The organism is Paenarthrobacter sp. NPDC091711, assembly GCF_044756605.1.
GTDB lineage: Bacteria > Actinomycetota > Actinomycetes > Actinomycetales > Micrococcaceae > Arthrobacter.
In genome coordinates, this window is sequence record NZ_JBIVTF010000003.1 from 240,570 (window position 1) to 265,835 (window position 25,266).

30 protein-coding genes are annotated in these 25,266 nt (G+C 63.3%); 11 read left to right on the plus strand and 19 right to left on the minus strand.

Annotated elements, in window-relative coordinates; all coding sequences use genetic code 11:
* Positions 1-25: 25 nt before the first annotated feature.
* Together ACIQH5_RS06890 and ACIQH5_RS06895 are read right to left on the minus strand one after the other, a co-directional pair.
* Positions 26-928, minus strand: a complete 903-nt coding sequence (locus ACIQH5_RS06890; RefSeq protein WP_400401467.1) for a carbon-nitrogen hydrolase family protein — start codon at positions 926-928, stop codon at positions 26-28.
* Complete coding sequence (locus ACIQH5_RS06895) at positions 929-2,497, minus strand: APC family permease (RefSeq protein ID WP_400401469.1); 1,569 nt, start codon at positions 2,495-2,497, stop codon at positions 929-931. It abuts the gene before it with no gap.
* Between the two features lie 133 nt (positions 2,498-2,630).
* On the opposite strand from ACIQH5_RS06895, the gene ACIQH5_RS06900 reads away from it, so the two are divergent.
* Both ACIQH5_RS06900 and ACIQH5_RS06905 read left to right on the plus strand, forming a co-directional pair.
* Positions 2,631-3,275, plus strand: a complete 645-nt coding sequence (locus ACIQH5_RS06900) for a TetR family transcriptional regulator (protein WP_400401471.1) — start codon at positions 2,631-2,633, stop codon at positions 3,273-3,275.
* Between the two features lie 17 nt (positions 3,276-3,292).
* Positions 3,293-3,577, plus strand: a complete 285-nt coding sequence (locus ACIQH5_RS06905; RefSeq protein ID WP_400401473.1) for a hypothetical protein — start codon at positions 3,293-3,295, stop codon at positions 3,575-3,577.
* Positions 3,578-3,643: 66 nt separating this feature from the next.
* On the opposite strand, the gene ACIQH5_RS06910 is transcribed toward ACIQH5_RS06905, so the two are convergent.
* The 5 genes from ACIQH5_RS06910 to ACIQH5_RS06930 form a co-directional block, all read right to left on the minus strand.
* Positions 3,644-4,363 carry a hypothetical protein gene (locus tag ACIQH5_RS06910; protein WP_400401475.1) on the minus strand — a complete coding sequence of 240 codons (720 nt, stop codon included), beginning with the start codon at positions 4,361-4,363 and terminating at the stop codon, positions 3,644-3,646.
* A gap of 111 nt (positions 4,364-4,474) precedes the next feature.
* Positions 4,475-5,068 carry a histidine phosphatase family protein gene (locus ACIQH5_RS06915; protein ID WP_400401477.1) on the minus strand — a complete coding sequence of 198 codons (594 nt, stop codon included), beginning with the start codon at positions 5,066-5,068 and terminating at the stop codon, positions 4,475-4,477.
* A gap of 108 nt (positions 5,069-5,176) precedes the next feature.
* Positions 5,177-6,796 (minus strand): amidohydrolase, encoded by a 1,620-nt coding sequence (locus ACIQH5_RS06920; protein ID WP_400401479.1) that lies wholly within the window; start codon positions 6,794-6,796, stop codon positions 5,177-5,179.
* The gene (locus ACIQH5_RS06925; protein ID WP_400401481.1) at positions 6,793-8,016 is read right to left on the minus strand and encodes a serine hydrolase domain-containing protein; all 1,224 of its coding nucleotides are present in this window, start codon (positions 8,014-8,016) and stop codon (positions 6,793-6,795) included. Before ACIQH5_RS06925 ends, ACIQH5_RS06920 begins: the two co-directional genes overlap by 4 nt.
* Positions 8,013-9,473 carry a purine-cytosine permease family protein gene (locus ACIQH5_RS06930; RefSeq protein ID WP_400401483.1) on the minus strand — a complete coding sequence of 487 codons (1,461 nt, stop codon included), beginning with the start codon at positions 9,471-9,473 and terminating at the stop codon, positions 8,013-8,015. Before ACIQH5_RS06930 ends, ACIQH5_RS06925 begins: the two co-directional genes overlap by 4 nt.
* A 112-nt stretch (positions 9,474-9,585) precedes the next feature.
* Here ACIQH5_RS06930 and ACIQH5_RS06935 point away from each other — a divergent pair, with 112 nt between their 5' ends.
* Together ACIQH5_RS06935 and ACIQH5_RS06940 are read left to right on the plus strand one after the other, a co-directional pair.
* Positions 9,586-10,227 (plus strand): TetR/AcrR family transcriptional regulator, encoded by a 642-nt coding sequence (locus ACIQH5_RS06935; protein ID WP_400401485.1) that lies wholly within the window; start codon positions 9,586-9,588, stop codon positions 10,225-10,227.
* 229 nt (positions 10,228-10,456) lie between these two features.
* The gene (locus tag ACIQH5_RS06940; protein WP_400401487.1) at positions 10,457-11,887 is read left to right on the plus strand and encodes a serine/threonine-protein kinase; all 1,431 of its coding nucleotides are present in this window, start codon (positions 10,457-10,459) and stop codon (positions 11,885-11,887) included.
* A gap of 82 nt (positions 11,888-11,969) precedes the next feature.
* On the opposite strand, the gene ACIQH5_RS06945 is transcribed toward ACIQH5_RS06940, so the two are convergent.
* Positions 11,970-13,289, minus strand: coding sequence for a polysaccharide deacetylase family protein (locus tag ACIQH5_RS06945; RefSeq protein ID WP_400401489.1), 1,320 nt, complete (start codon positions 13,287-13,289; stop codon positions 11,970-11,972).
* Between the two features lie 252 nt (positions 13,290-13,541).
* Positions 13,542-14,771 (minus strand): ATP-binding protein, encoded by a 1,230-nt coding sequence (locus ACIQH5_RS06950; RefSeq protein ID WP_400401491.1) that lies wholly within the window; start codon positions 14,769-14,771, stop codon positions 13,542-13,544.
* A 78-nt stretch (positions 14,772-14,849) separates the two neighbouring features.
* Between ACIQH5_RS06950 and ACIQH5_RS06955 the strand changes: the two genes are divergently transcribed.
* Complete coding sequence (locus tag ACIQH5_RS06955) at positions 14,850-16,265, plus strand: MFS transporter (RefSeq protein WP_400401493.1); 1,416 nt, start codon at positions 14,850-14,852, stop codon at positions 16,263-16,265.
* Positions 16,266-16,269: 4 nt separating this feature from the next.
* On the opposite strand, the gene ACIQH5_RS06960 is transcribed toward ACIQH5_RS06955, so the two are convergent.
* The gene (locus tag ACIQH5_RS06960; protein WP_400401495.1) at positions 16,270-16,908 is read right to left on the minus strand and encodes an isochorismatase family protein; all 639 of its coding nucleotides are present in this window, start codon (positions 16,906-16,908) and stop codon (positions 16,270-16,272) included.
* A gap of 112 nt (positions 16,909-17,020) precedes the next feature.
* Between ACIQH5_RS06960 and ACIQH5_RS06965 the strand changes: the two genes are divergently transcribed.
* From ACIQH5_RS06965 to ACIQH5_RS06975, 3 genes are all read left to right on the plus strand, one after another.
* Positions 17,021-17,983 (plus strand): GlxA family transcriptional regulator, encoded by a 963-nt coding sequence (locus ACIQH5_RS06965; RefSeq protein ID WP_400401496.1) that lies wholly within the window; start codon positions 17,021-17,023, stop codon positions 17,981-17,983.
* A gap of 135 nt (positions 17,984-18,118) precedes the next feature.
* Positions 18,119-18,526: an STAS/SEC14 domain-containing protein gene (locus ACIQH5_RS06970; protein ID WP_400401498.1), complete on the plus strand. Its 408-nt coding sequence runs from the start codon at positions 18,119-18,121 to the stop codon at positions 18,524-18,526.
* Positions 18,527-18,577: 51 nt separating this feature from the next.
* Positions 18,578-19,075 carry a hypothetical protein gene (locus tag ACIQH5_RS06975; protein ID WP_400401500.1) on the plus strand — a complete coding sequence of 166 codons (498 nt, stop codon included), beginning with the start codon at positions 18,578-18,580 and terminating at the stop codon, positions 19,073-19,075.
* Between the two features lie 49 nt (positions 19,076-19,124).
* Here ACIQH5_RS06975 and ACIQH5_RS06980 read toward each other — a convergent pair whose 3' ends face one another.
* From ACIQH5_RS06980 to ACIQH5_RS07020, 9 genes are all read right to left on the minus strand, one after another.
* Complete coding sequence (locus tag ACIQH5_RS06980) at positions 19,125-19,529, minus strand: hypothetical protein (RefSeq protein ID WP_400401502.1); 405 nt, start codon at positions 19,527-19,529, stop codon at positions 19,125-19,127.
* Positions 19,526-20,215 carry an Asp23/Gls24 family envelope stress response protein gene (locus ACIQH5_RS06985; protein ID WP_400401504.1) on the minus strand — a complete coding sequence of 230 codons (690 nt, stop codon included), beginning with the start codon at positions 20,213-20,215 and terminating at the stop codon, positions 19,526-19,528. Before ACIQH5_RS06985 ends, ACIQH5_RS06980 begins: the two co-directional genes overlap by 4 nt.
* A complete protein-coding gene (locus tag ACIQH5_RS06990; protein WP_400401506.1) occupies positions 20,206-20,802 on the minus strand; it encodes an RNA polymerase sigma factor in 597 nt (198 codons plus the stop codon). Before ACIQH5_RS06990 ends, ACIQH5_RS06985 begins: the two co-directional genes overlap by 10 nt.
* 128 nt (positions 20,803-20,930) lie before the next feature.
* Complete coding sequence (locus tag ACIQH5_RS06995) at positions 20,931-21,161, minus strand: CsbD family protein (RefSeq protein ID WP_400401508.1); 231 nt, start codon at positions 21,159-21,161, stop codon at positions 20,931-20,933.
* 71 nt (positions 21,162-21,232) lie between these two features.
* Positions 21,233-21,838 (minus strand): hypothetical protein, encoded by a 606-nt coding sequence (locus ACIQH5_RS07000; protein WP_400401510.1) that lies wholly within the window; start codon positions 21,836-21,838, stop codon positions 21,233-21,235.
* Positions 21,835-22,416, minus strand: coding sequence for a hypothetical protein (locus ACIQH5_RS07005; protein WP_400401512.1), 582 nt, complete (start codon positions 22,414-22,416; stop codon positions 21,835-21,837). The genes ACIQH5_RS07000 and ACIQH5_RS07005 overlap by 4 nt, the downstream gene beginning before the upstream one ends.
* Positions 22,413-22,787, minus strand: a complete 375-nt coding sequence (locus ACIQH5_RS07010) for a hypothetical protein (protein ID WP_400401514.1) — start codon at positions 22,785-22,787, stop codon at positions 22,413-22,415. The genes ACIQH5_RS07005 and ACIQH5_RS07010 overlap by 4 nt, the downstream gene beginning before the upstream one ends.
* Entirely contained in the window at positions 22,784-22,975 is a 192-nt protein-coding gene (locus ACIQH5_RS07015) for a DUF2273 domain-containing protein (RefSeq protein WP_062072541.1), read from the minus strand. Before ACIQH5_RS07015 ends, ACIQH5_RS07010 begins: the two co-directional genes overlap by 4 nt.
* Positions 22,972-23,454, minus strand: a complete 483-nt coding sequence (locus ACIQH5_RS07020) for an Asp23/Gls24 family envelope stress response protein (RefSeq protein ID WP_400401516.1) — start codon at positions 23,452-23,454, stop codon at positions 22,972-22,974. Before ACIQH5_RS07020 ends, ACIQH5_RS07015 begins: the two co-directional genes overlap by 4 nt.
* A gap of 192 nt (positions 23,455-23,646) precedes the next feature.
* On the opposite strand from ACIQH5_RS07020, the gene ACIQH5_RS07025 reads away from it, so the two are divergent.
* From ACIQH5_RS07025 to ACIQH5_RS07035, 3 genes are all read left to right on the plus strand, one after another.
* On the plus strand, positions 23,647-23,964 hold the full coding sequence (locus ACIQH5_RS07025; RefSeq protein WP_400401518.1) for a hypothetical protein: 318 nt from the start codon (positions 23,647-23,649) through the stop codon (positions 23,962-23,964).
* A gap of 146 nt (positions 23,965-24,110) precedes the next feature.
* Positions 24,111-24,314, plus strand: a complete 204-nt coding sequence (locus ACIQH5_RS07030) for a hypothetical protein (RefSeq protein WP_400401520.1) — start codon at positions 24,111-24,113, stop codon at positions 24,312-24,314.
* Between the two features lie 120 nt (positions 24,315-24,434).
* A complete protein-coding gene (locus ACIQH5_RS07035) occupies positions 24,435-25,238 on the plus strand; it encodes a DUF1206 domain-containing protein (protein WP_400401522.1) in 804 nt (267 codons plus the stop codon).
* The last annotated feature ends 28 nt before the right edge of the window (positions 25,239-25,266 follow it).

Consider the following 25,266-nt stretch of genomic DNA (forward strand, 5'->3'; position numbering starts at 1 on the left):
CTTCTTCCGTTAAGGGCTGGACCGCTTAAGCGGACGCGACTCCGCTGTGGTGGCCCGCGGTGCTCGAAGCGCTCCAATCCGGTGACTGGAAGTGCGCGCCGCCGAACATCGGGAAGGACAGCAGGCCCTCCTGGTCCCGGAGTTGAGCCCAGGGACGGTTGATGCCGTGGGTCCCGTAGCGGCGGAGCTGGGTGACGCGGTCAAGATCCAGGACGGCGAACAGGACCTCTTCCCCTCCCCGGGCCTGTTGCATGATGGTGCCCTCGGGGTCGACTATGACGCTTTCGCCTACGCCGGCAGGGTCAGCACCATTGACGTTCACCACGTATACCTGGTTGGCGAAGGCGTTGGCCTGGGACATGACGATCTCCATGGCCCTGTCGCGGGTGGTGGTGAGCGTGGGTTGGATGATGACTTCGGCTCCGAGCCATGCCAGTTGCCTCGCGACCTCGGGGAAGCTGCCATCGAAGCAGATGGCCAGGCCAATGCGTCCGCAGCCAGGGATGTCGAACGTGACAAAGGAGTCCCCGGGTGTGGTGGTTTCGAACGGGCGCCACGGGAAGAGCTTCCGGTAGCGGGCCACAATCTCGCCTTGAGGTGAGACGGCGATGGCCGTGTTGTAAGTGTTCCCGTTGTCCGTTTCCAGCAGCGAGCCGGGCACAAGCCACACGTTCAGCCTGCGGGCGAGCGCCGAGATGCGGTCCGTCAGTGGGCTGGGGATGGGCGCAGCGGAGCGGGTCTCGCCTTCCGGGTCCGGAAGCAGGAACTCGCCGGGTGCGGAAAGCAGCAGTTCCGGAACCACGATGACGTCAACGTCGGGCCCGAGCTTCTTGGCCGACTCAGCCTGTGCTTCGAATCGGGCCCACGTGCCTTCGAGGTCGTGGGGAACGGGGTTGGTCTGGATTGCTGCGATGGACAGGATGCGCATTTATGCCTCGGTTTCGTTGCTGAGAATTGTTGGAAGGTGGTGGCGGGTGGTGACGTTTCCGCGGGGGATGGCTTCGCCGGAGAAGAAGCGGCGCAGTTTGCTCCTCAGGATCGCGGTGACCAGTAAGCCCAAGCACAGCGCGCCGATCCCGATCCAGAACACCGAACCGATTCCCAGCCAGGAAAGTCCCGCGTATTCAGGGGACAGCATGTCCACGGCGCTGTAAGCGAACGCTCCGATCATCAGGAGTGCGCCGAGGCCAGGGAGGATGCCCTTCAGGATGAGCGCCGACACAGAAGTGCGCATTTGCGGGGCGAAGTACACCACGGAGGCCAGGGCTGTGGCCGCATAGTACGCAGCGATCATCAGGCCCACCGAGAGGATGGCCAGGCCGATGAAGTCCGCACTGATTGCCGTCAGCCCCAGGGTTATGGCCATGGTGATCATCGCCCACCAGGCAATGGACGTGGTGGGAGTTCCGCGTTTGGGGTGCATCCTTGTGGTCGCTTTGGGGAGGGCTCCGTATGTGCCCATGCTGAGCCAGGTCCGGGGCGTGCTGACAGCTACTGTCAACAACGCCGCCAACGCGGACAAGCCCACGGCAAGGACGATGACCTGGCCAAACACGCCACCTGTGGCCTGCGGCCCGAGGACCGAGAGGACATCCGAAACGGTCTCGGGATCGGTGATGCTGGCAGTTCCGGCAAATCCGACGGCGGCCGTAGCCGTCACCACGTAGAAGAACAGCAGGATGACGGTGGTGATCACCACGGCCTTGCCGGGTGTGCCTTGACGGTCCGTCGTTTCCTCATTCACCGCGATCAGGGCATCCCATCCCCAGTAAATGAACAGGCAGAGGATGACACCGGACACGAGCCCGGACATGTCGCCGGAAGCAAAGGGGTTGAACCAGTCCAGGCCCGGCTTTTCTGCGCCTTCTGTGGCATTACCCTTGGCCATGGCGGTGAAGGCTGCAATGCAGAATCCGCCGAGTGCCACCAGCTGGAGGCCAATCAGCGCGTACTGCACCCAGGCGGAGAGTTCGATTCCCCTCGCCGCGATCCAAGCGCTGAGGACGATCAGCCCACACGCGATGGCAGCAACGGCAAGGGGTTGGGCGGCGATCGATGCCAAGCCAAAGAAGGTGAGCAGATACGTGGTGGCGACTTGAGCCACGGCCGCGCCCGCAATGAAGGTGGCCATCTGTGGCACCCAGCCACCAAGGAACCACCCGGCAACCGGCCCGAAGACGCGGGTGATCCAGACGAAAACGCCGCCACAATCGGGCATCTCCTTATTGAGGTCCCTGAACGCCAGGGCGGTGAACAGGATGGGAACGAAGCCCAGGAGGAACGCTGCAGGGGTGCTCGCCCCTACAGCGAGGACCACGAAGCCGAGCGTCACGGCCAGGCTGTAGGCGGGTGCTACGGCTGCCAGGCCGAGCGCGACCGTGGGGCCGATGCCGATGGATCCGGCTTTCAGGCCTTTGGACGTGGGATCCCGTGGTGCTGCGGGGTCCTTTGGCGTTATGCCGTTCACGAGCGGGGTGGGGGAAGGGGGATGTGACACGGAGACTCCTCGTTGAATCTGTTATTGGTATCTCAAGTCAATTATTTGAATCACATTCAAATTTGAATGCCATTCAATACCGGTCTAGAGTCAATGTCAACAGAAATTTTCAAGAGTCCACGGGGGAGCGGCCATGGCAAAGGTAGACAAGAAGGAAATCCGGCGCCAGGAAATCGTGGCTGCAGCCCAGGCTGTGGCTGCCCGTGACGGCGCGGAGGGGGCCACGCTGCGCGCCATTGCAGCAGAGGCGGGCATGGCCGCCAACGCCGTGCTGTACTACTTCGGCAGCCACGCAGAGATCATCGCCGCCGCCGTGCAAGCTTCCTCCGGCAGGTTTCTTGAGAAGCTCGCCGAATCCGTTGACCCCGGCATGAGTCCGACGGCGCGGCTCGCCGCGGTTATCAGTGCGGGTACTACTGCCGGGCTGGACGATGACGTCTCCCGGATTCTCTACGAATACTGGCCCCACATGCTCCGCGATGCCGAGCAGCGCCGGATCCAGGAAGAGCTCACCCACGCACAGGAACGCGTTTACCGGGACATCATCGACGCCGGAACCCGCGCCGGCGAGTTCTCTCCCCTTCTGGAACCGGCCAAGATCGCCCGGACCCTGGTTGCGCAGGAAGATGGACTGGTGATGGACGTGCTGGCCGGAAGTGCCAGCAGCGAGTACGTGCTTGACCTGATGGGGAACCTCGCGGCTGCCCTCCTAGGCCTCAAAGCTGAGAACCTGCTGGAGCTCATAGTGGCCCGGGGCGTGTCAGCACCTGCCCGGTAACGGCGTAGGCTGCTGCCATGGAGAAGTCATTCGACATTGAACTGGTCAATCAGAACGAGTACCTGGTGCGATGGTCCTCGGAAGGCCAAAGCGGAGAGTCCTTGGTCCACACCAACCCGGATTTCCTGGCGGAGGTGGGCCTGGATGGCTTCGATGAGCAGCAGGTAGTTGAAGAAACCACCACGTACCTGGCCGAACACCAGCCCGTGATCGACTTCCCCCAGACCGTTGACCTCGAAGAGATCGCTGCCGCTTACACGGACTACGCGGAGCAACTGAAGGCGCGGCTCGGAGCACGGTAGTCCACTGGACCAGCAAAGGCCGTGAACCTCACCCGAGGATCACGGCCCTTGCCTCTGAAGCGCTAACTACTTGATCAGTGCTGCGGCCTGGTCCATCATTGCGCCGGCGGCTGAGACACCAGCTGCCTCGGCACCCTTTCCGGACGCGGTAGTGGAGATCATGACGCCGTCCTTGATGGCGTACGCCATGTACGTGGTTTGGGAAGAGCCGCTGGCGGAGGACATGGCGGTCTTGTACCCCAGGGTTCCGGGGACCGTGCTGATGCCTTCAAACTTTTCCGTGGAGACGGTCATGGATTGGCCGGACATAGACAACGTCATGGTGGCGCACTTGCTGGCCTGATCGGCGCTCTTGGCCATGCTGTCCTGCAGTTTCTGAACATCCACGCCGGACGTCAGGGTCACCATGGTCATAACACCGGTTTCGGCGTTCAAGTCTGCGCCGGCGGCCGTTGTGGAGCCCTCAAGAACTTCAGAACCACCCAGGGTTCCGAGGTCCTTGCACTCGGCAGGTTCAACGGTGAACATGCTCAGAAGAGCCTTGATGGGATTTTCCTGTGCGAGTTCTTCGCTCGAGACAACGGTGAGGTCTTTGCCCGACGGGCTCTTGATCTGCTTGACCATGGCCATGAGCTCGTCATTGGTGTAATGCTTGGCCACGGTGGGAGTTGCTGACGGGGATGCCGGCTCCGTGGAATCTGTGGATCCCGTGGACCCGCCACAGCCGGTCAAGGCCATCATTACCAGTGCCGATATTCCGGCACTTTGCAGCGCAAACTTCTTCACTTCATTCCCCCATCGGGTGCTACTTTTCGGGCCTGAGTCATTCTCAGCCGAGATAACCCTATCGGTCCCGGGCGTCCATGGTGACAGCCCTTGGAGAGGGGGAACGGAAGCTCAGGCCTGGACGTCCGCCGTGACGCGCTCGCCGTTGAAGCACTCCAGCTGCCAGCCGTCAGCCACGTGGTGATGGGCCAGATTGAGTGCCGCGTTCTGCACGCTGTCCAAGGTGCGTCCGATCGCCTGGCTCAGTGTCAGCCGGATCAACGTGCCGTGGGCAACCACCAGGACGCGCTTGCCGGCAAACTCTTCCGCCAACGATTCCAGGGCCGCAATACCGCGATCAGCAGCGGCCTTATCTGTTTCGGCGCCACGGAATCCACCCGGGATGCGCAGTGCCTCCAACTCGGGCCCCGCCTGGAGTCCTTCGGCAGGACCGAAGCTGCGCTCCGTGAGTTCAGGGACCAGCCGGGCAACCTTGAGGCCAAGACCCTCGGCGATGATCTCCGCTGTCTCGGCGGCGCGGCTCAGGGGCGAGGACACCACGGCGTCCCACTGCTGGTCCGACAGGAAGGTGACGGCGTCGCGCGCCTGGCCGCGGCCGACGTCGTTAAGCGGAATGTCAGTAGCCCCTTGCAACCTGCGCTCCGCGTTCCAATCGGTTTGGCCGTGGCGGACGAGGGCAAAAGTTGTGAGGGTCATGCCTTCCATTGTGCCTTGCAGGCGCTCAGCGCCGCAGTTTCCTACGTCACGTAACACCGTCACCGCACGGAAGAAGCGCCCGACGGCGGGAGGTCGCCGTCGGGCGTTCGGCTGCGGTTAGCGCGGATCAGCTGTGTAGACGGTGCGCCCGCCCACCACAGTCCGCAGCACCTTTGCTTCCAGGAGAGCTCCAGGGTCCTCTGTGGCGAAAACGTCGGTGTCAAGTACCACGAAGTCCGCGTACAGGCCAGCGGCGAGGCGACCAATCTCATGCTCAGCCCCGCACGTCCAGGCAGAATCGCGCGTTGCATGCTCGATGGAATCGGCCAGCGGCAGCGCGAACTCCGGCACGTTGGTTCCGGCTGACGCGTCCAAGGCCGAAGCGCGCGTGGTGGCCACATACATGTTGGGCAGTGGTGCGTGCGGGGAGGTGGGGGAGTCCGTGCCGAAAGCGAGGCGGGCGCCGGCGTCCGTGATCCAAGGCCACGCGAATCCGTGCTCCACGCGGTGGTCACCCAACTTGGCGGCCCAGTTCTCGCTGATAGCGGGATCGGCGTGGACCGGCTGCATGCTGGCGGTGATGCCCAGCGCGGCGAGGCGATCGACGTCGGCCCTGTCCACCAGCTCAAGATGCTCAATGCGGTGACGGCGTTCGCGGGGGCCGTTCTCCGCAACGGCGTGTTCCACGGCGCCGATCGCGATCCTCACCGATTCGTCGCCGATGGCGTGCATGGCAACCTTCAAACCGGCGGCATCTGCGGCGGCAACCACGGGCGCGAGTTCCTCAAGGCTCCAGATCGGCTCCGCATTCGAACCATCGGCGTACGGCATACCCAAGGTGGCCGTGCACCCGTCGATGGTGCCGTCAATGATGACTTTGATGCCCACTACGCGCAGGAACGGCGAACCATGGTCGACGGCGAGCGCGGCCGCCCGCTGGACCTGGGCGATGTTTTCCTCCGCCGATCCAGCGTTGTTGACGCGCCAGTAGGCGATGAGCCGGCTGGTCAGTGTGCCGTCTTTATCGGCACGGTTGAAGGCTTCGAGGTCGGTCTCGTTGAATCCCATATCGCAGGCAGTGGTCACGCCGGTCTCGCGGTAGGCCTGTTGGACGGCAGCGATGCTGGCCTCGTGCTCATCCTCGCTGACCTGCGCGTCGAGGAAGGGGAGCACGATGTCGTAGAACGCGTTTTCGTCGATGTAACCGGTGGCGTGCCCGTGGGAATCGCGCTTGATGGTGCCGCCGTGCGGATTCTGTGTGTGGTCATCGATCCCGAGTTCAGCCAGCGCCGCAGTGTTCACCCATGCTGAGTGGAAGTCGTAGGCGAAGGCATACACAGGCTTGTCCTGGACTACGGCATCGAGCATCCCCGCGTCCGGTACACCGCCCGGAATTGCTCCGTGCAGCCAGCCCGTAGCCAGGACCCGGTGGGCATCCGGGCGTTCGGTGGCCCTGGCTTTGATGCGCTGTTGGATCTCTTCCACGGACTTGGCTCCCCAGAGGCTCACTTGGCTGAGGGCTTCTCCAGTGCCGACGACGTGCGCGTGGCCGTCGACGAATCCGGGCACCAGCAAACGGCCCTCGAGGTCAATCCGCTCTGCGTCCGGGCGCAGGCGTTCGGCTGTGTGGGCGTCTCCCACGTAGAGGATGCGCTCCCCTTGGACGAGCATGGCCTCAGCCCAGCGGCGGGTATCGGAGGTGAAGATGCGGGCGTTGATGTAGAGCTGGGTTCTCACGCTGCGGTTTCCTTGCTTTCCTGGGCAGTTTCTTCTGTTGGTATCTCTTGTGATGCGACGGGCTGATCCAAGGAGCGGCTGACATCGAGGAGCAGCTGGTTCTGGAGCTCGTGGAGGCGGCCGCTATCCGGTTCAGGCCAGGTGGAGAGCTGGACCACCACGGTATCGGTGGAGGGATCGATCCAGAGGTACTGGCCGTAGATGCCGATTCCTGTCACGTAGCCTCGCTCGTTTCCCGTGCACCACCACTGGCGGGTGTAGGAGCCCTGGGGGTGTATGCCGGTGAAGGAAGCGTCGGCCATGGCTTCCCGGTCTCCGCCAGCGAGTATGCTGCGGACCCACCCCTCGGACACCACCCGGCCCGCCGGACCTACGCCGCCGTCGAGCATTAACCGGCCCACCCGCGCGAGGTCGCGGGCAGTACAGGAGACCCCGCCATTAGCGAAGCCGAAACCGCTGGAATCCACAGTGATGGTGGCGTCCCGGTCTGCGTCGAGCTTGGACCACAGGTACTTGGACAGGGCCTCTGAGTAGCGGAGCCCGGTCACGCGCTCGATAATCCAAGCCAGGACGTCCGTGTTCGCGGAGCAGTACTGGAAGCGGCCCACGGTTCCGTGGCCTGTGAGCGTGGTGAGGAACTCGTAGGTGTCCTCGGGGTCGCCATCCCGGCGGGTGCGCCAACCGGCGGAGCGGTCGTGGGTCTGCACCTCGGAAGTCGGATCCAGGTAGTCCTCGCTGTAGTTGAGGTGGAGAGCCATGTCCAGGACGTGTTGGACAGTGGGACCGTCGTAGACCGACCCGGCGAGTTCCGGGACGTAGTCAACCACGCGGGCGGACGTGACGATGTCTCCGGAATCCACCAAGGCCCCGACCACCAGGCCGCACATCGACTTCGAAATGCTCATGACCAGGTGCAGGTCATCGGGGGCGAAGCCAGGGCGGTAGTACTCCGCAATGACATCGTTGCGGTGCAGGACCAGGAATGCGTCGGTGTATGTTTCCTCAAGGCGCTGAGTCAGGCCGGGAACGGCAAGGGCAGCCAGCCGCTCAGTGGCCGCCGCCGGGGCGGCCGGGAAGCGGCGGGTGACTGACGCCGTCGGCAGCATTTCACCAAGGTGGGCGAAGGTCCACCGGTTATGCGGGCCTTCCTGCCAAGAGTCCACGGTGGGTTGGCCGGCGGCGCCGCCGTAACGCGGGGGATGGGCTCCGGTGGTGGTCATGCGGAGGCTCCTTCGATGGAGGGGATCGCGGTGGGGCGGCGTTTCGCGGCGAGGCGCGTCAGGGCGATGTAGACCCCGGCTGTCACCACCATGGACACCGGCACCGAGAGGTCCAGGAAGCCCATCGCCGCGGCGATAGGGCCGGTCCACACAGAGCTGGTGAGGAACAGGGAGGCCACGGCTGCGCCAAGGCCGATGGCGAGCAAACCGGGGACGTGCCAGCCGCCGGAGTACCAGAAGCGGCTGCCGGGCTGCTCGTCAAAGAGGTCATCGCCGCTGTAGCGGTTGCGTCGGAGGATGACGTCCGTGGCGAAGACGGTCATGGTGGGTCCTGAGATGAGGACCAAGAGCTGCAGCATGATGTTCACCGCGTCCAGCAGGCTGGTGGACATGACGAGATAGATGGTCAGCGCTGTGCCGATCGCTCCAACTACCACTGCCGAGGGGATGCGGCGGATGGGGACGCCGATGGACTGGAACGCCATGCTCGCCGTGTAGGTGGTCATGCCGTTGAGTGCGATGGTGTTGATGATGACGCCCACCACGAAGATGGGCCCGAGCCAGGCCGGGAGCAGGGCCAAGAGCGCCGATTCGATGCCAAGATCCATCGCTGCGGAGTTAATCCCTGTTGCGAGCAATGCGCCCACTGAGGTGAAGAAGATGGCTGGCAGGGCGCCACCGAGCGCTGTGGCCGCGATGATGTGCAAAGGCTTGGTGGATTTGGGAAGGTATCGCGCCAGGTCCGGGCTATTTGAGTAGGACAGGGGAGAGGAAGCGAGGATGGCGAATCCGATGGTCATCGCAGACCATAGCGGCAGACCCTCCAACGGTGCAGGAGCCGTGTAGCCCCACTGCACGTGCGGCAGGACGAAGGCCGTCACCAGAAGGAAGATGGCAAGCAACACCGAGGCAACCACGGGGTAGCTGCGCAGGATCAGGCTGTGGCCGAACACGGCCACCAGCACGGTGATGGCGGCAACAATAATGGTGACGAGCACCGGCACAAGGACGGGATCGGTGAAGCCAATCTGCGCCAGGAGCTCGGCGCCCATGAACGAGGACGCGAGCCAGTTGAGCGCCAGGAAAACGGCGGAAATGAACCAGCCAAAGAAGGCGACAACCACCCGGTTCCCGCGGATTCCGTAGATGGCCCTTGTGATGACGGAGCCGGAGGTGCCTGCTGCCGGGCCGCTGGTGGCCACGATGCCGGTGAGGATCCACGGGAGGCTGCCCGCGATGATGACCAGGAAGGCCTGCCAGAGCTCCATGCCCAGCAGGATGAGCGTGGCGCCCACCGTGAAGTTGAGGACGCTGACGTTTGGGGCGGCCCACACCGGGAAGAGGTCCCGGGCGCGGCCACGGCGTTCGGACGATTCGATGAGTTCAATGCCGCGTTTTTCGGGGTGGGCAAGGGGTTCGGGATAGCTGACCGCATCGGTCAAGTGGGGGTGGGACAACGCTGTTCCTCTCGGGCAAGGACCGGTTCGCAACGCTGGGATGCCGATCCATGGACGCTATTGGTCGCACGACCAATGAGCTATTGGTCACTAATCCAATAGACTGAACGGCATGGTGTCAAGCCCCACATCGCAACGCGTCCGAAAATTACCTGACGAGCGCCGCGCCGAGATCCTTTCCGAAGCCGCTTCCATCGCCTTGGGTGAGGGACTGGAGCGGATCACCCTCCGCGCCGTCGCCGACCGCCTGGGTGTGCGGCCCGGCCTGATCAGCCATTACTATCCGGCTGCTGAAGACTTGGTGATCGCCGCCTTTGTGCGCGCCGTTTCGGAGGAGCGGGAAGAGTTGTTTCCCGACGCCGGAACCCCACTCGAGCGCATGGCCCACCTGGTCTCGCGCAGTGAGGGTCATGAAACCTTGGCGCTCAGCCGGCTATGGCTCAATGCCCGGCACCTCTGCCGGTTTATTCCGGCATTGACCGAGGCGCTGCTGGGTCAGGAACACTTGGATCGCAACCGGCTGACCGCCCTCATTGAGGATGGCGTCGCCTCCGGCGACTTTGTGGTGGAGGACCCCTTTGCGGCGTGCGTCCGCATCTGGGTTGCCATTGACGGCGTAGGCTCCTACGTCAACAATGCCGAGCCCTTCGATTACGAGGCATTTACGCGGTTCATCACTGACGTGGCTGAATGGTCGCTGGGCGTTCCTGCGGGCGAGCTTCGCGCAGCCGTGGACAGGCTTCAGGCCGCCTGACGCCCGGGTGGTCGAGCCGTTGCATTACCCTTACGGCTGCTTAATCAGTATCCTGACTACTTATCTGGTAAACCGGATGATGCTGTTTGGGCTGTTTGCCTGGGCCGCACGTGGCTGAAGCAGTCGGCCGCGCGGCCATCGTGAAAGTTTGATCGACGGCATTGCCTGGGTGGCGCAAGGACAGTAGTTGGGTCCGTGACTCCGGGTATGTCTGAAGGACGTGACATTCGTGGGCAACAACTACGAGGCCGTAGACCCCCATCTCCCCACCTCCGGCACAACTGCGGAAACAGAAACAGGCGCCACTGAAACACTCGGCGGCCGCTACCAGCTGGGATCCCTGCTCGGCCGGGGCGCCATGTCCGCCGTGTACCAAGCGACGGACCTGCTGCTTAGCCGCGAGGTAGCCATCAAAATTTTCCTGCCCGGTTCAGGCGACGAGTCGTTCCGAGCCCGCCAGGACAACGAGATGCGACTCCTGGCCGCTTTTGACCACCCAGGACTCGTGGCCGCCTTCGACGCCGGGGTGGATACACGCAACCACGAAGAACGCGCGTATCTGGTCATGGAACTGGCCGAGGGCCGGGATTTGCGCGCCGTGCTCACCGATGGACCCCTTACCGTTCCGGAAACCGCGCGGATCGGAATCCGGCTCTCCGGGGCCCTGTCCCAGGTTCATGAACAGGGCGTGATCCACCGCGACATCAAGCCAGCCAACATCCTGGTATCCGACGACGACGGCCTGGGACAGCAGTCAGTGAAACTAGCGGACTTCGGCGTCGCGCTGGTCATGAACGACCACCGCCTCACCGCAACAGGCTTCACCGTGGGGACCGCCCAGTACCTCAGCCCCGAGCAGGCGCAGGGACTGGCGCTGACACCTGCCAGCGACATCTACTCGCTGGGCCTGGTACTCCTCGAATGCCTCACCGGAAAAGCTGAATACCCAGGAACTCCCATAGAGACCGCATCAGCCCGACTTCACCGCGCGCCGCAAATCCCCGTGGAATTGCCCCGTCCACTGCGCGAGCTACTCGAAGCCATGACGGACATGGACCCCGGAAAGCGCCCCACGGCACACGACGTGGAGCAGGCGCTCGCCGAGGAAGGGATCCAGTCCGGGCGAAGGACCGCGTTGCTGCCTGCCGCGCCGCTGCCTGCCGCGCCGTCGCGGCCGCCACTGCGCACGCCAACCAGGCGGCAGGCCACCGTCACCACCCTCAGGGACTTCAGCAAACGGCGGCCCAAGACCGTTCGTGGCGTGGCGGCGGCAGCGGTGACCATTCCGATCGCTCTGCTGATCCTCTCTCAGGGACTCACACCAACAGGCAACACGATGGATCCCTCCCAGCCCGCGGACACTGGCGTTTCCCAAGCGGAGCCGCAGCCGACTGTGCCGGTTGTCCCCTCTGTCCCGATTGCACCGGCGCCCGCTGACGCTGAGCCCGCCGACGCTGGTAACCCGGATGCCGGTACTGCAGGCGTGCAGCCTGGCGAGGTAGTCACTGTTCAGGACCCGGCGACCGCGCCAGTACAGGCGCCGGCCCCAGCCTCCGCTGTGGTGCCGGGCCACGACGTAGCAAACACAGCCAAGGACAAGAGCGGCGGCAAGAGCGAGAAAAAGCCCGAGAAGGCCAAGGGGTCCGGCGAGGGCAAGTAGCCCCAACCGCGCGGATTAACGCACGACGGCGACCTGCCGCCGTCGTGCCTTACGCCCTGCGATGTTCGGCCTGAGGCGAAGTTCAGCGTCCGGCGACGCACCCCGGGGCGGCGCCGCGACATTTGTACGATGCGCCCGGTTTCAGGTCGATTCCCTCGAAAAGCTGCGGGAGGGTGACCAGATAGAAGCCTTTGCCTTTGAGCTGGGTGATGAGTTCGCTCTGGCCGTCCACGGTGGAAGCGTGGACGTCGTGGAGGAGGATGATGGAGCCGGGTTTGACCAGGCCCATGATTCGGGGGAGGAAAGCTGCCTTGCTCTTCGATTGCCAATCCAAGGAGTCCACATCCCAGAGGATCTGGGGCAATCCGACCGAGGCAGCAACTGACGTATTGGTGGCTCCGTAGGGCGGCCGCACATAGGCTGGCACCACTCCCGTCGCTCTCTCAATGGCGTTCCGTGCCCCTTGGACTTCGTTCGCGATGCCCGCGGGCGGCAGTTTGGTGAGGTACGGATGGCTCATGGTGTGGTTTGCGATGGTGTGGCCCGCAGCCGCCACGGCCTTCGCCACCGCCGGGTTGGCTCTCACGTATCCGCCCTGCTGGAAGAACGTGGCAAAGACGTGGTGTTTTTCGAGAATCGCCAGAAGCCGGGTGGTTTGGGCGTTGGGTCCGTCGTCGTAGGTGAGTGCCGCGCAGGCCACGAGATCGCAGTTGATGTGAGCTGCGCCGCCGCGGTCTGGCTGGGGAGCATTGAAGGGTGCGCCGGTGATCACTGCGGTGCGAAGAGCCTCACCTGCTGGCGACACGACGTCGGCTGTTGCGTCGGCGTTCAACGTCACGGTGACGGGGTGGGGGAGAGTTGCGCCTGTTCCGGGGTCCCGGTGGAGGGTAACGCTGAGGAGCCCTTGGGTGGTGAAGGCGACGGCGGTGAGCAACCCGGCGTCATCAGCGGAAGGTGGTGCCGGTGCGGGCGTTGCGGGGGTCGTTGTAGTCGGGGCTGTGGTGAGGCTCGGGCTGATGGCTTCGGCGAGTAGTGCCCGCAAGGTGCCGGTCATCCCCGGGTTGATCAGGGCGGCACTGCCGGTGACAACGCCTGTGCTGAGGTCCTCATAGGTGATCTCGTCGATGAGACCGGTGCGGACGCCGTCGTTCATTGTTGTTTGCACAAATCTGGACCCAACGATGCTTCCGGTGGCCAGGATAATTTCATGAGTCACCGAGACGCCGTCGGCAAGGAGCGCGCCGGGGGTGGCCGGCAGCGCCGCGGGTTCGTGGCGTCCGCCGGCCCGGGCATCGAAAATACTGAGCAGCCGGTCATCGAGCTTGTTGTTTAAGGTCTGGGCCCCGTTGATGTATTGCCACGTCGCCACGGTAGGCGCTGCACCTGCCGTACGGGTCGTCATGTCAACGATTGTTCCCTGCAGGGCAATCCTGGACGGGGCCTCGCCGATTACCGCGATGGGTGCGGCGGTCTTTGGCTGATTTGGCAGGGGGACGCAGGCGGCCATGAGGAGCACGATGACGACGAGTGGGATCGTGAATGGTGAGCGGACTGGGGCGGGCCGCTGCATGGGTTCCCTACCGGCCGAACGAGGTAGCCATGCTCGAATGATGACAGTTCGAAAGGCTAAGGACCCGGCGACACCCCGGAGCGGCTAGAGGCCGGCGGGAAAACTGACTGCCACCGTAGTTCCGCCGCCGGGAGTTTCGGTCAAAGTGAGCTCGCCCCCATGTGCCTTGGCAATGCTGCTGCACGTGGCCAGGCCGAGTCCGGAACCCGGGCCGTCACCTTCCCGCCGCAGACGCACCAACGGCTCCAGGGCTTTGGCGCGGTCCTCGGGTTTGATGCCCTTGCCGTTGTCCGCCACAAAGATCGTGGCGCCCTGGTAGTTGGAAACCCCGCTGATCCGGACGCGGAGATCGCGTTCAGGACTGCGGTAGTTCATGGCGTTGGAGAGCACGTTTTGCAGCAATGTGCGGAGTTGACCACGGTCGGCATGGAGAGTCAGATCTTCAACTTCCACGATCCGGTGGTTCTCAATGCCCAAGTCACGGGCAACTTCTTCGGTGACCTGCCGAAGGGAAACCTGCGTGGGCTGGACTGCGCCGCCCACCCGGGAGTAGCTCAGGACGTCCTCCAGCATGCCCAGCATCCGCCGTCCGCTGGAGCCGATCCGGTCCAGGTAGCGCGCGGCGGTGCTGGTCGGTTCTACGTCGGGATCATCTTCCACCAGTTCCACATAGCCCAGGATGGTGGTGAGGGGAATGCGGAGATCGTGGCTGACGCGTCCGGCAAACCCTGCGAGCTTGGCGTTGCTGTCCTTCAGCTCGGCATAGGTGCGGTCCAGCTGTACGGTGCGGTGCTGCAGCTCCAACAACTCCACCACCTGCTTCGCCAGGACCTCCAGCAGGCTCACCTGTTCGGGGCGCAGATTCTTGGTTTTGTCCGAGAAGACGCACAAAGTTCCGGGGACGAAGCCGGATTCTGTCTGCAACGGGACCGATGCGTAAAAGCGGACGTTCCCAATTTCACCGGTGACGAAAGGATTGTCTGCGAAGCGCGGATCCTGCGACGCATCCGCCACCACGGTCCTTTCGCGGGAGAGGAACACCTTGGCGCACATGGAATCCTCACGTGAGCAAATGCCGGGGTCCACGCCCCAGGCGCCGATCTGGTGCTGGTACTCCGCGCTGATGATGTTGACCACGCCAAAGGGAGCACCGCAAAGCTCGGTGGCGAGCCGCACCAGGTTCTGCAGGGCACTCATCACGGCGGCATTGGGAAGAAGCGTGGAATCCACAGCAGGGTCCAGGCCGTATTCCTGCAACTCCAAGTCCCGGCTGATGTCATCAGTGAAGGACAGCTGCCCCTGAACTTCCGTCATGTTGTAACTCCCCCAAGCGTCATTAGGATTCCCTGCCGATACTACCGGGACGCTGGCGGCGGTGGTTTACTGGGACGCATGACCGAGCAGGAACCGGCCTCCGCCGCGTCTACTGATAGCATTGATCTCTCCGTACGCACTCCCGAGCAAAGATCCCGGACCTTCTACGGGATCCTGGTCAACACCGCCTTGGCGAACATCACTACCAGCTACCTGTGGTTCGCCCTGACGTTCTGGGTGTACTTGGAGACACGCAACGTCATTGCCACTGGAGTGATCGGCGGCGCGTACATGCTGCTGATTGCCCTCTCCAGCATCAGCTTCGGAACTTTCGTGGACCGATACCGGAAACTGGCTGTGATGCGTTTCGCCGCAGCCTTCACCATGGTGATGTTCGTCCTCTCAGGCGTCATGTTCCTACTGACCCCCGAGTCGGCACTGCTCGACCTGAATCAACCGTGGTTCTGGATTTTCACCATGATCATCCTGATCGGTGCGGTGGTGGAGAACATGCGGAACATTGCCCTGTCCACCACCGTCACCATCCTGATCGAACCCGATCGGCGGGCCAACGCCAACGGGTTGGTGGGCATGGTCCAAGGGCTCATGTTCATCGTCACCTCGGTCCTCTCCGGACTATCGGTGGGGCTGTTGGGTATGGGATGGACTGTTGTTGTAGCCCTGGTCCTGACGGCCCTCGCTTTCGCTCATTTGCTCACGCTCCGCCTCCCGGAAGAAGTGAAAGCAGCAGCCTCCGACGCTCAGGGCGGCTTCGACCTGCGGGGCTCGTGGGCTGCTGTCATGGCGATATCCGGGCTGTTCGCACTGATCCTTTTCTCCACGTTCAACAACTTCATCGGCGGTGTCTATATGGCGCTGATGGACCCTTACGGCCTGGAGATGTTCTCCGTGGAAATGTGGGGAGTCGTCTTTGCCATCGGTGCCACAGGCTTCATTTTGGGCGGTGCGCTGATAGGAAAGTTCGGTCTCGGCTCCAACCCCCTGCGGACCATGCTCATTGCAGTTGCGGTCATGGGACTCATCGGTGCAGTGTTCACTCTCCGCGAGTGGGCCTGGCTATACATTGTGGGAATCTGGCTCTACATGGCGCTGGTCCCCGTGGTGGAGGCGGCCGAGCAAACCGTCATTCAGAAGGTGGTTCCGCTGCCCAGGCAAGGCCGTGTGTTCGGCTTCGCCATGGCCTTCGAATCTGCAGCAGCGCCCATCACTGCCTTCCTCATTGCCCCGATCGCCCAATTTTGGATCATTCCCTACGCCCGTTCCACGGAAGGAGCGGCCAGCCTTGAACCGCTGCTGGGCGAGGGGATCTCCCGCGGCATCGCCCTGGTGTTCCTGGCCGCCGGCATCATCATGATCGTGGTGGCGTTGATCGCGTTCCTGACTCCCGTCTACCGCCGCGTGTCTGCCTCTTATGCGCAGACAGCGGCGGAAGAACAAGAGAGTGAAAGCGCGGACTCGCCGTCCTCGCACTAGGGTGTCAGGATGCTGCGTGCACGGCCGCTCCTGCCACTGCGGAGCTGCCCAGATCGCTCTTTTCCAGCGTCTGCCCCGCCTCAACGGCTTTGGCCCATGCTTCGGTGGAAGCAACCGCAGCCCAGGTGGAGTTCAGCAACGCCATCAAGGTGGTGTGCACGGTCTTCGCGTCAGCGGTGCCTGCGTCATTGCTGAGGTTGACGGCTCCCGTAGCATCTGAGAGAACTTCGGTACTGAAGCCGAGGAACTCCGCTTCAACGGCCGAGGCGAGGATGCAGTTGTTGGTCATGTAGCCCACCAAGGTGACGGTGTGGACGTCGTGCTCCCGCAGCCAAGCGGCAACGTCGGTGCCTGCGTAGACCGAGCCGTACTGCTTGACCACCGCTTTCCATGCGCCGGTCCTGCGGGCTTCCACCTCCGGGTGCAGCTCATATTCGGCGGTTCCCGGGGCGAAGGCGGGCGCGCCTTCACCTTCACTGTGCTGGATCACTGCGATGGGAAGGCCTGCAGCAGTAGCTGCATCGATCGCCTGGGTGATCCTGGGAAGCGACTCTTGGTGGTGCGGGTACTGAATTTCCCAGGCCCCGCTGAAGTACTGCTGCTGGACATCAACGAGGATCAAGGCGCGGCGGGTGGTGCTCATGGTGTTCTCCCGAAGTGGTTGCTGGGGCGTATTGCTGGTCCCTTCCATCTTTCGTCCAGGGGTCATGGGGCACCAGTGGCACGTATGCCCATATACGATTGATTTGGGCCAAATGAAGAAGAAGGAATTCAGCGTGAAGATCGCGGTGTATGCATTCAACGGCGTCACGATGTTTCACCTGGCCGTCCCCCAAATGGTGTTTGACGAAGTCTCACGCCAAGGATTGGCTGAGTGGACCACCGTCCTGTTCTCTGACCGGGCAGGCCACGTCCACACCGCTGAAGGCTACACACTGGGCGAGGTTCAAGGACTTTCGACGGCGGAACAGGCCGACGTCGTGGTGGTGCCATCATGGTTCGACGACGAACGCGAGACCAGCGAAGCCCTCAGCAAGGTCCTCAGGCAGGCCCACGGCAGGGGAGCGACCATTGTGGGGCTGTGCCTGGGCGCCATCCCCGTTGCAGACGCCGGACTCCTGAACGGACGTTCGGCCGTAACGCACTGGCAAGCATTTGATTCCCTCGCAGCCCGGCACCCCGGCGTTTCCCTCGACCAAACAGTGTTGTATATCGATCACGGCGACGTGCTGACCTCCGCCGGAACAGCGTCCGGACTCGATGCGTGCCTGCACGTTGTGAGGGGTCGGCTGGGGTCCGAGGCAGCCAATCAGGTGGCTCGAAGCCTGGTCATCGCTCCGCACCGGGAAGGCGGTCAGGCCCAGTACATAGAGCACCCCCTACCGCCACGCGCCGAAGGCGACCCCATGGCGCGGCTGCTTGAGTGGGCACTGGGCCGGCTGGGTGAACCCCTCAGCGTTGACCGGCTTGCGGCTCAAGCCCACATTAGCCGGCGAACCTTCGTCCGCGCCTTCCGCGCCTCCACCGGGACCACGCCGTCGGCCTGGATACGCACCCGCCGGCTGGATGCTGCACGCCGTCTGCTGGAAACCACCGACTTATCCATGGACCAGGTTGCCGCCGACTGCGGCTTCGGCAGTGCAGTGACTCTGCGGCAGAACTTTGCCGGCGCCTTCTCCACCTCACCCACGGACTACCGACGCCGGTTTACCGCCTGACAGGTCAGGGCCCAGGGTCCCACGCCAAAAATCACTCTTTTTGGATGAGACGGGATGATTGATGCGTGGTGCAGGGTGGAGTCAGCCCGTGGCGCACGGGCAATCCTGCGTTTCTGCAGAGATGGAGGCGGTTCCATGGCTGAGGCGGACCACATCGATTACACCCTCCAGCTTGAGCCGGACAATGTCCTTTTACTGGCATGGCACCCCGGTGTCCGTATTGAGGCCGACAACGCCCGGGCCGCCGTGGATGCGGTCAACAGATTCGCTGACGGCAATCGCTATCCCTTACTGGTCAGGATGGCCAATGCGAGCCACTTGAGCCGCGCCGCACGGGACGTTTTCATTGAACCCTGCGCAGCCTCCAAGATCGCGTTGCTGGGCGAAAATGCCGTTGACCGGATACTCGTCGACTACCAACTGGCCGCTCAACCGGCACCCTGCCCCACACGGTTCTTCACCTCCGAAGCGGAGGCAACAGCCTGGCTCTTGGAAGCGGATCTGCCAGCCCGTGACCCACTGCCCGGTGACCTCTTCGGGTGAGAACTCCGTGACGCTCTATACCTCGGACAGGAGGTGTGGAAGTATCGGCAAATGGACCAATATCTGTGGGTGTTGAAGCAAGGTCAACTTGATTTGATTCGCGAATTGGAGCCAGCCAGGCTTGAGCTCCTCGACGAGGAAGGGCTGCTCCAGCTCCATAAACGGGTGCGGAAAGCCCGGAACAAATACACCACCAACTACCGGCGCAAAGCAGCGGACGAGGTACTGGAGGCTGGTGGTCGCGGTGCCGCAGCCAACAAATCGGATAAAGCTCGTGCCCGCGCCCTGGTGTTCGAGGAAGCCCTGTCCGTTGTGAGTACCGAACTTGCCAGAGTGGCCCATGAGGCCGCAGAAGAGCTCAAGGACGAGCGGCTGGAACGCGCAGCCGCCGGCAAGTCCACCGGACCGGAGACCACGGGAACCGGTACCTCCTCCACCGGCAATTCGGGCCGGGCGCGATCCCACCAAAAGACCACCGGCGGGGTAAAGCGGGACGCCTCCAGCCGATCACAAGGCGCCCAACGCCAAGCCAAGAAGGACGCCCGCTAAAGCCAGCTGCGCCGAGATGCCATTAGGCGCCAACCACTGCCGTTAGCTCTCAACTCGCGGGGTGTACCTTCACCACAAAAACCTCGACGGCGGCAGGCCGGGGGAGCAGGTGATTGCGGACAGCTTCGGCTACTTTCCGCGCTACTTTGGGTGCGGGGAGGACGGTGCCCACGCCGATTCTGACTTTCACAGCCAGCGGATCTGCACCGCCGGAGACGGCCACCAGCGGAAGGCTTTCGCCGGTCACGGCAGCTATGGCCGCTCCTGCTATCGACTGCCACAAGGGTTGGGCCGGATACACGGCTGTGACTCCCTCCACGGCTTGGATAACCCGGAGCAGTTCCTCAGCCGCTGACGACGGAGCAATGGCATGGGGTTCAGCTGCGACGGGCGAGGCGTCCGACCGGGAGATGCTCCACGGTGAGGAGCTCGCGGGTTCCAGATGCTCGGTCATGGCAGGTCCTCCCTATCAGAGGGCACGGGCTCAGAAGGCTGAGGCTCAGAAGGCAAGGGCGTAGCCGCAGCCGTGGGGATGGTTGGTGTGGGCGTGGCAGGCAGTTCCAGGACGTCTGTCACCGTGATGTTGATGGCCTCAATGGTCAGCTCCGTCTGGAAGGCCAGCGTCTTGGCCAGTTCGCGGCGCAACTCAGCAGCTCGTTCCTCCATGGGGTGACCGTAGACCACTGCTATCTCCACATCCACAATGATCCCGGCTCCTGATGTGCTGCTCTCACCTCCGGTGAGATCGCCGTGCAACCGGCACTTGCCGGCCGCGGTGCCCGGGAGAGCATCGGCAACGGAACGGATAAGTGCCGTGATGGCTCCTTCAGTTTCCCAGAGGGTGTCATTCGGGTTCTCGGTCCGCAAGGGTATGTTCCTGCCGGGGCGCAATTCCAACCGAAGGTTATCCAGTATGGACTGCATCCAGTCGTCGTGGCCCGAGCCTGCGTCTGCCAGATCCGAGCTGAGCAGCTCACTGCCAAGTTCGGAGAGGTGGCGCAACGAGGCAAGACCAGCCTGGCATTCAGGGCAGGATCGGAGATGGGCGGGATCCGCGATCTCTCCGGTGTCCAGATAGGTGCTCAGCTCTGCAAGGCTGTGCCCGCATTCCAAGGCATCGCCGGGAGTGTTCATCGCCATTCCTCCATCGTGCGCGCAAGAGTGATCCGTGCCCGGGCCAAGCGGCCGCGAACACTTGCCGGGCTGATATTCAACGTCAGTGCGATCTCCTCGTAGCTCTGGTCATTGAACTCCTTAAGTACCCAACATCGGCGTTGTTCCTCAGGGAGCATGGCGAGCGCCGCTTTCAGGGCTTCCACGCGTGAGGTGTTAAGTGCGCTGTGTTCGGGGTCGATCGTCTGCGGTTTGCGGTGGTCTTCCACGTGGTTCTCCGCGCTGTTGTCCAGATCGTCCAAGCCCAGGTGATGTCGGCGTTTCCGGAGGTGGTCGATGCTGCGGCTGCCCACGATCCTCAGCAACCATCCTTTGACGGCTGCAGGGTCCCGAAGGTTGTCCAGTTGCTTCCAAGCCTGGACGAGGGTTTCCTGCACGACGTCGTCCGCGTCGGCCAGCGAGCCGGTCAATCGGCGGGCCGTGGCGCGCATCAAGGGGCCGTGGCGCCGGGCGAGTGCTTCGAAGGCTGCGGTGTCACCGTCTGCCGCCCTGCCAGCCAGCAGAGCATCGGGCACGAGGTCCAGTTGGTGCTGCGCTGCGGGTGAACCAGTCACGTTGTCTGCCTTCCCAATCCGCTGTGGTCGAGGGTCTTAGTGGTAATCGTCATGCACGGTGGTTATCGTCATGCACAGCGAACGTGCCGGGACGGTCCCGCCTGCCCGCGGAACCGTCCCGAAAGACGCTACTTTTTGGTGAAGCCTTCTTTGAGCTTCTGAGCCGCATCCTTGATGTTCTCGGTGATATCTGCGGCGGCGTCTTTGACCTTTTCGCCGGCCTGCTGGATCTTGGCCTGTGCTTGATCGTTCTGACCCTCGCGCTCCAGGGATTGGTCGCCAATGAGCTTTCCGGCGCCTTCCTTTGCGGCACCGAGGTGTTCGGTGGCGGCGTTGTTGATCTTGTCGTTGATTCCCATGGTGTTCCCTTTTCTCGTTGTGCGGGCTCTACGGAACCGCGCGTGTTTTCAATGAAAAATCTGAGAGCCGGTCACCGCGCACGCCGGGATCCGGCAAGCTGTGTGCGGGTGCCGCTGGTAATTCGGACCAGGGCGGGCAATGGATGTCCCAGCCACGCGTCTGTTTTCCGGAGAAGTTGGTCTACTGTGTCCGCGAGGTCCCTGGGGGATGCCCCTTTCCGTGCTTCCAAACGGATGTGGAGCGCGGTGCCGCGGCGGGATTCCCACGCCGAGACGGATGTTGACAGCACGTCCGTGTTCCCGCTGAGGGCTTCACGGATGGCGGTGGAAATCAGTCCGGAGTCTATGACCGTTCGTCCGGCCGTGCCTTCTGATTGCTCGGCCAGGCGGGGTGTTTTGCCGCCGCCTTGGCTTGCCAGCCAAGCGACGCTGAGGGCAGCGCCCACCAGGGGCACGGCAACTCCCAGCACCAGCCACCAGCTCCGAACGGGTTCGGGCAGGGGCGCCGTCCCGGCAAGGCTGCGGGCTTGCTCCCGCACGGAGGATGCCGTGGTGGCCCAAAGGTCCGCGAACCATGGGAGGGTTCCGGCCGCGATGAGTGCGGCACCGGTACCCAGCAGGACGATTCCCACCAGGGTCAGCAGAACGCGGTTGAGCGCCCGATTGGTGTTTCTCATTGCCCTACCGCTCCTTCCTTTAGAACCTGGACGCCGGACGTCACCCGGCGGTGCAGTCCGTAGGTGGCCAGTTCGCCGTCCACCACTTCCCGGACGTTCTCCACCTCAAGCGGTTGGCCCGACGTCGGCCGCACTTGTACGCGTACCGAGCGTCCACCCACGGTGGTGGTCGCCTGACCCGGCGCCAGGCCGGCAGCAAGCCGGACCCTGCCGGAAACGGCTGCGGCGATGACGTCGTCGTCCACCACTACTGCTGCACGCTCACTTTCGAGAGCACGGCGGTGCCGCCGTCCCCTCCCCACAGCAAGTCCGAGCAACAGCAAGCCCAGCACGGCCACGCCGATGCCGGCCGCGGTCATGCCCGCCGGGATGGTGTTTCCTGGAAGGTCCTGCAGCCACCGCAGCATCATGGCCGGGCTGGCGAGCAAGGGCTGATCCTTAAGCAACCACAACACGGACTCGAGCGTCAGCCACAGGAAGACAGCCAGCAGGATTGAAGCGGTCAGTATGGAGGCGACAGCGCGTGAAGAGTGCGTTTCCCGCCGGATCAAGCGTCGGATCTGTGGATCCTGGCTCATGTCACTCTCCTTTCCTTGGGCTGATCCTGCTTACCGCCCGTGAGGCGGATATCCACCCGGCCGATTTCCAGCCCGGTCAGTTCCGCTCCGCGGGAAGCGATCTCTGTGCGGGCGTGCTGCGCCAGTTCGAAGACGGTGCCTGTACCGTTTCGCGGCCCCAAAAGTGGGGGAAGCGTCAACTTGACGGAGACGCTGACCCCGAGCTTGCCGTCGTCGTCCTCCAAGGCGGCCGTCACGTTGTCTCTGCTCACGCGGAAGGCGCGGGCGGTGACGGCTTCAACGGTTTGCCGAATCGCGTGATGGGTGATCCGGTTGTGCCCCAGGGTCTCCCTGTCTGCGACGCGGTCCATGGTGGCGGTTGTCCCGCTCATGAGGATGAGCGCTTGCCCCGCAAGGCATCCAGCACCCCGCGAAGGTCAAGCTTTCCCTCGGCCGAGCGGCCCAGCACCGCTCCGATTCCCATGAACAGTGCTGTGAGCAGCAGGCCCCAGAAACCGAAGGCAAGACCCGCGAGGGCCAGCACTGCGCCTATGGCCAGGCCCGCGATGGTGGGGCTCACGCTACCCTCGGCTCACGCTCGGAATCTTCGGCGTCGGCGTCTTCGGAGGGTACGTGGATGTCAGTGATGGTGACGTTGACCTCTGTGACCTCCATGCCCACCAAGTCCTCGATCGCGGTGTAGACGGCGTCGCGTGCGTTGTCTGCGACCTCCTGAAGCGGGTGCGGGTATTCGACAACCAGAGTTACGTCCACAGCCACTTGGGTCTGTCCGACCTCCACGTTGACGCCCTGAGTAAGGTCCTTCTGGCCCACCTTTTCGCGGAGATTGCCGATTGCCCTGGCTGCCCCGCCACCGAGGGCATGTACGCCGGGAATTTCCTGGATGGCGATGCCGGCAATCTTTGCTACTACGCCGTCGGCCACTGTGGTGGCGCCGCGGCCGTCCTTACCCTTGTTCGGTGAGTCCAGCAGGGGTGCGGAAGTGCTCTGCGCGTTCTTGGCCGGAACGTCTGCGGGGGTGTGCGTTTGGATCGTCATGACGATCACTCCTCTCAGTTGGATGCGGCGCTTGTTGTGCGCCGTCATAGATAAGACGTACTGGCTTCGGCATTCCTCACGCTCAATATTCAGTGACGTGCATCACACCTTGTTCGGACATGGGTGGCGGATTTAGTTAGATTGTCATATAACTAGTTTTCCGAGACACATTCTTACATGGGAGGGCATCACATGACTGCAGTAGTTGTCAGGGCAGCGCGAAATGACGCTCTCCCCGGCGTGGCACTAGAAGCGGGCGCGGCACCAGAGGCAGGGGTGGCACCAGAGGTGGCTGTCGCCAATCCAGGGGCTTCGCAGAGGACCGGCTTGTTGGACGAGGTGTGGACGGCCTCCGCGCGCGTCGAGGGCCTCCAATGGGAGATGGACGAAGCCGAGGGCTCCTTGGCCGCGGCCATGCGAAAAGCTACTGCGGGCGGCGCGGGCCTTCCGGACCTTGCGATCGCATCGGGACTGAGTTTTGCCGAGATTGAGCGGCTTCTTGCTGCCTGACCCGGGCCGGGTGGATCCGGCCGAAAGCACCTGATGGAAATCTTGAGGGAATCTTGAGATGACCCGGCGTCCTTCTTGAGGAGCCCGTCCGATGGTTGAAACATCAGCCAATCAGCTGACGGGAACTTCCAGGAAGGACCACCGAAATGACTGACCAGATCTCCGCCAAGTCCGTGACTGCCGGCGCCGCCCACACGAAGTCCGATGCCCTCGCTGGCTCCGCGGACGCCGCTGGCCATGCCGGGGACGCTGCTGGCCAGGCCCGTGCAGTGGTGGTTATCCGTGAGCAGTTCAACCCCCTTGGCGCGGGTCTCCGGAGCATCTGGCCGCAGTCGGTCGTCGGATTCTAGGACGCTATAGCTTGTGATTCGGGCAGGAACCTTTCTCGTCGGGAAGGTACCTGCCCGACGTCGTTTAAGGGACGATGGAGTCCAGCGCAATACATAAGGAGGCTTGTCATCAAGGACGAGATGCGAAAGGCCGCCGGCGTGGCCGAGGAAGCCGCTAATTCGAAAACTTTCGCAGCTGTTGCCCGGGCGGGTTATGCCGTGAGCGGACTGCTGCACATACTCATCGGCGTCATCGCAATCCAACTCGCGGTGGGCCGTAGCGGCGAAGCTGATGTCAGCGGCGCGGTGACCGAGTTGGCCGGCAAGCCAGCAGGACCGGTCCTGCTCTGGGCATGTTTTGCGGCCTGTGCGGCGCTGGCCCTATGGCAACTGGGAAATGCCATCCTTGGCTACCGGAACGTCTCGGACAACAAACTGACCAAGAGGCTCTCTGCTCTGGGTCAGGCCTTGGTGTTCGCTACCCTGGCTGCCACCATCATGTCTTTTGTCCTAGGGCAGGGGAAGAACAGCCGGGAGTCCAGCAGCGACTTCACCGTGACTCTCATGAAGGCGCCGTTCGGAGTATTCCTGCTCATTGCCATCGGTGCCGGCATCGCCATTACGGGCATCGTGTTTGCGGTACGCGGCTTCCGGAAGAAATTCACCAAGGACCTCTCGTTGTCCTCCAACCAGTCCGTGCATAAGTTCCAGCTCTGGGTGGGTGTGGTGGGCTACATCGCCAAGGGGATCGCGCTGTTCCTGGTCGGACTGCTGGTGGTTATCGCCGCGGTCAGGGCCCAGCCCGAACAATCAACAGGGCTTGACGGAGGTCTCAAGGCCCTGAAGGAGCAGCCGTACGGACCTTATCTGTTGGCTGCAGTGGCGCTCGGTCTCATCGCGTACGGGCTGTTCCTTATGGTCAAAGCGAGGACGCTCCGAACCTGAGCTGCTGGGTTTAGGAGCTGGGGAGGCT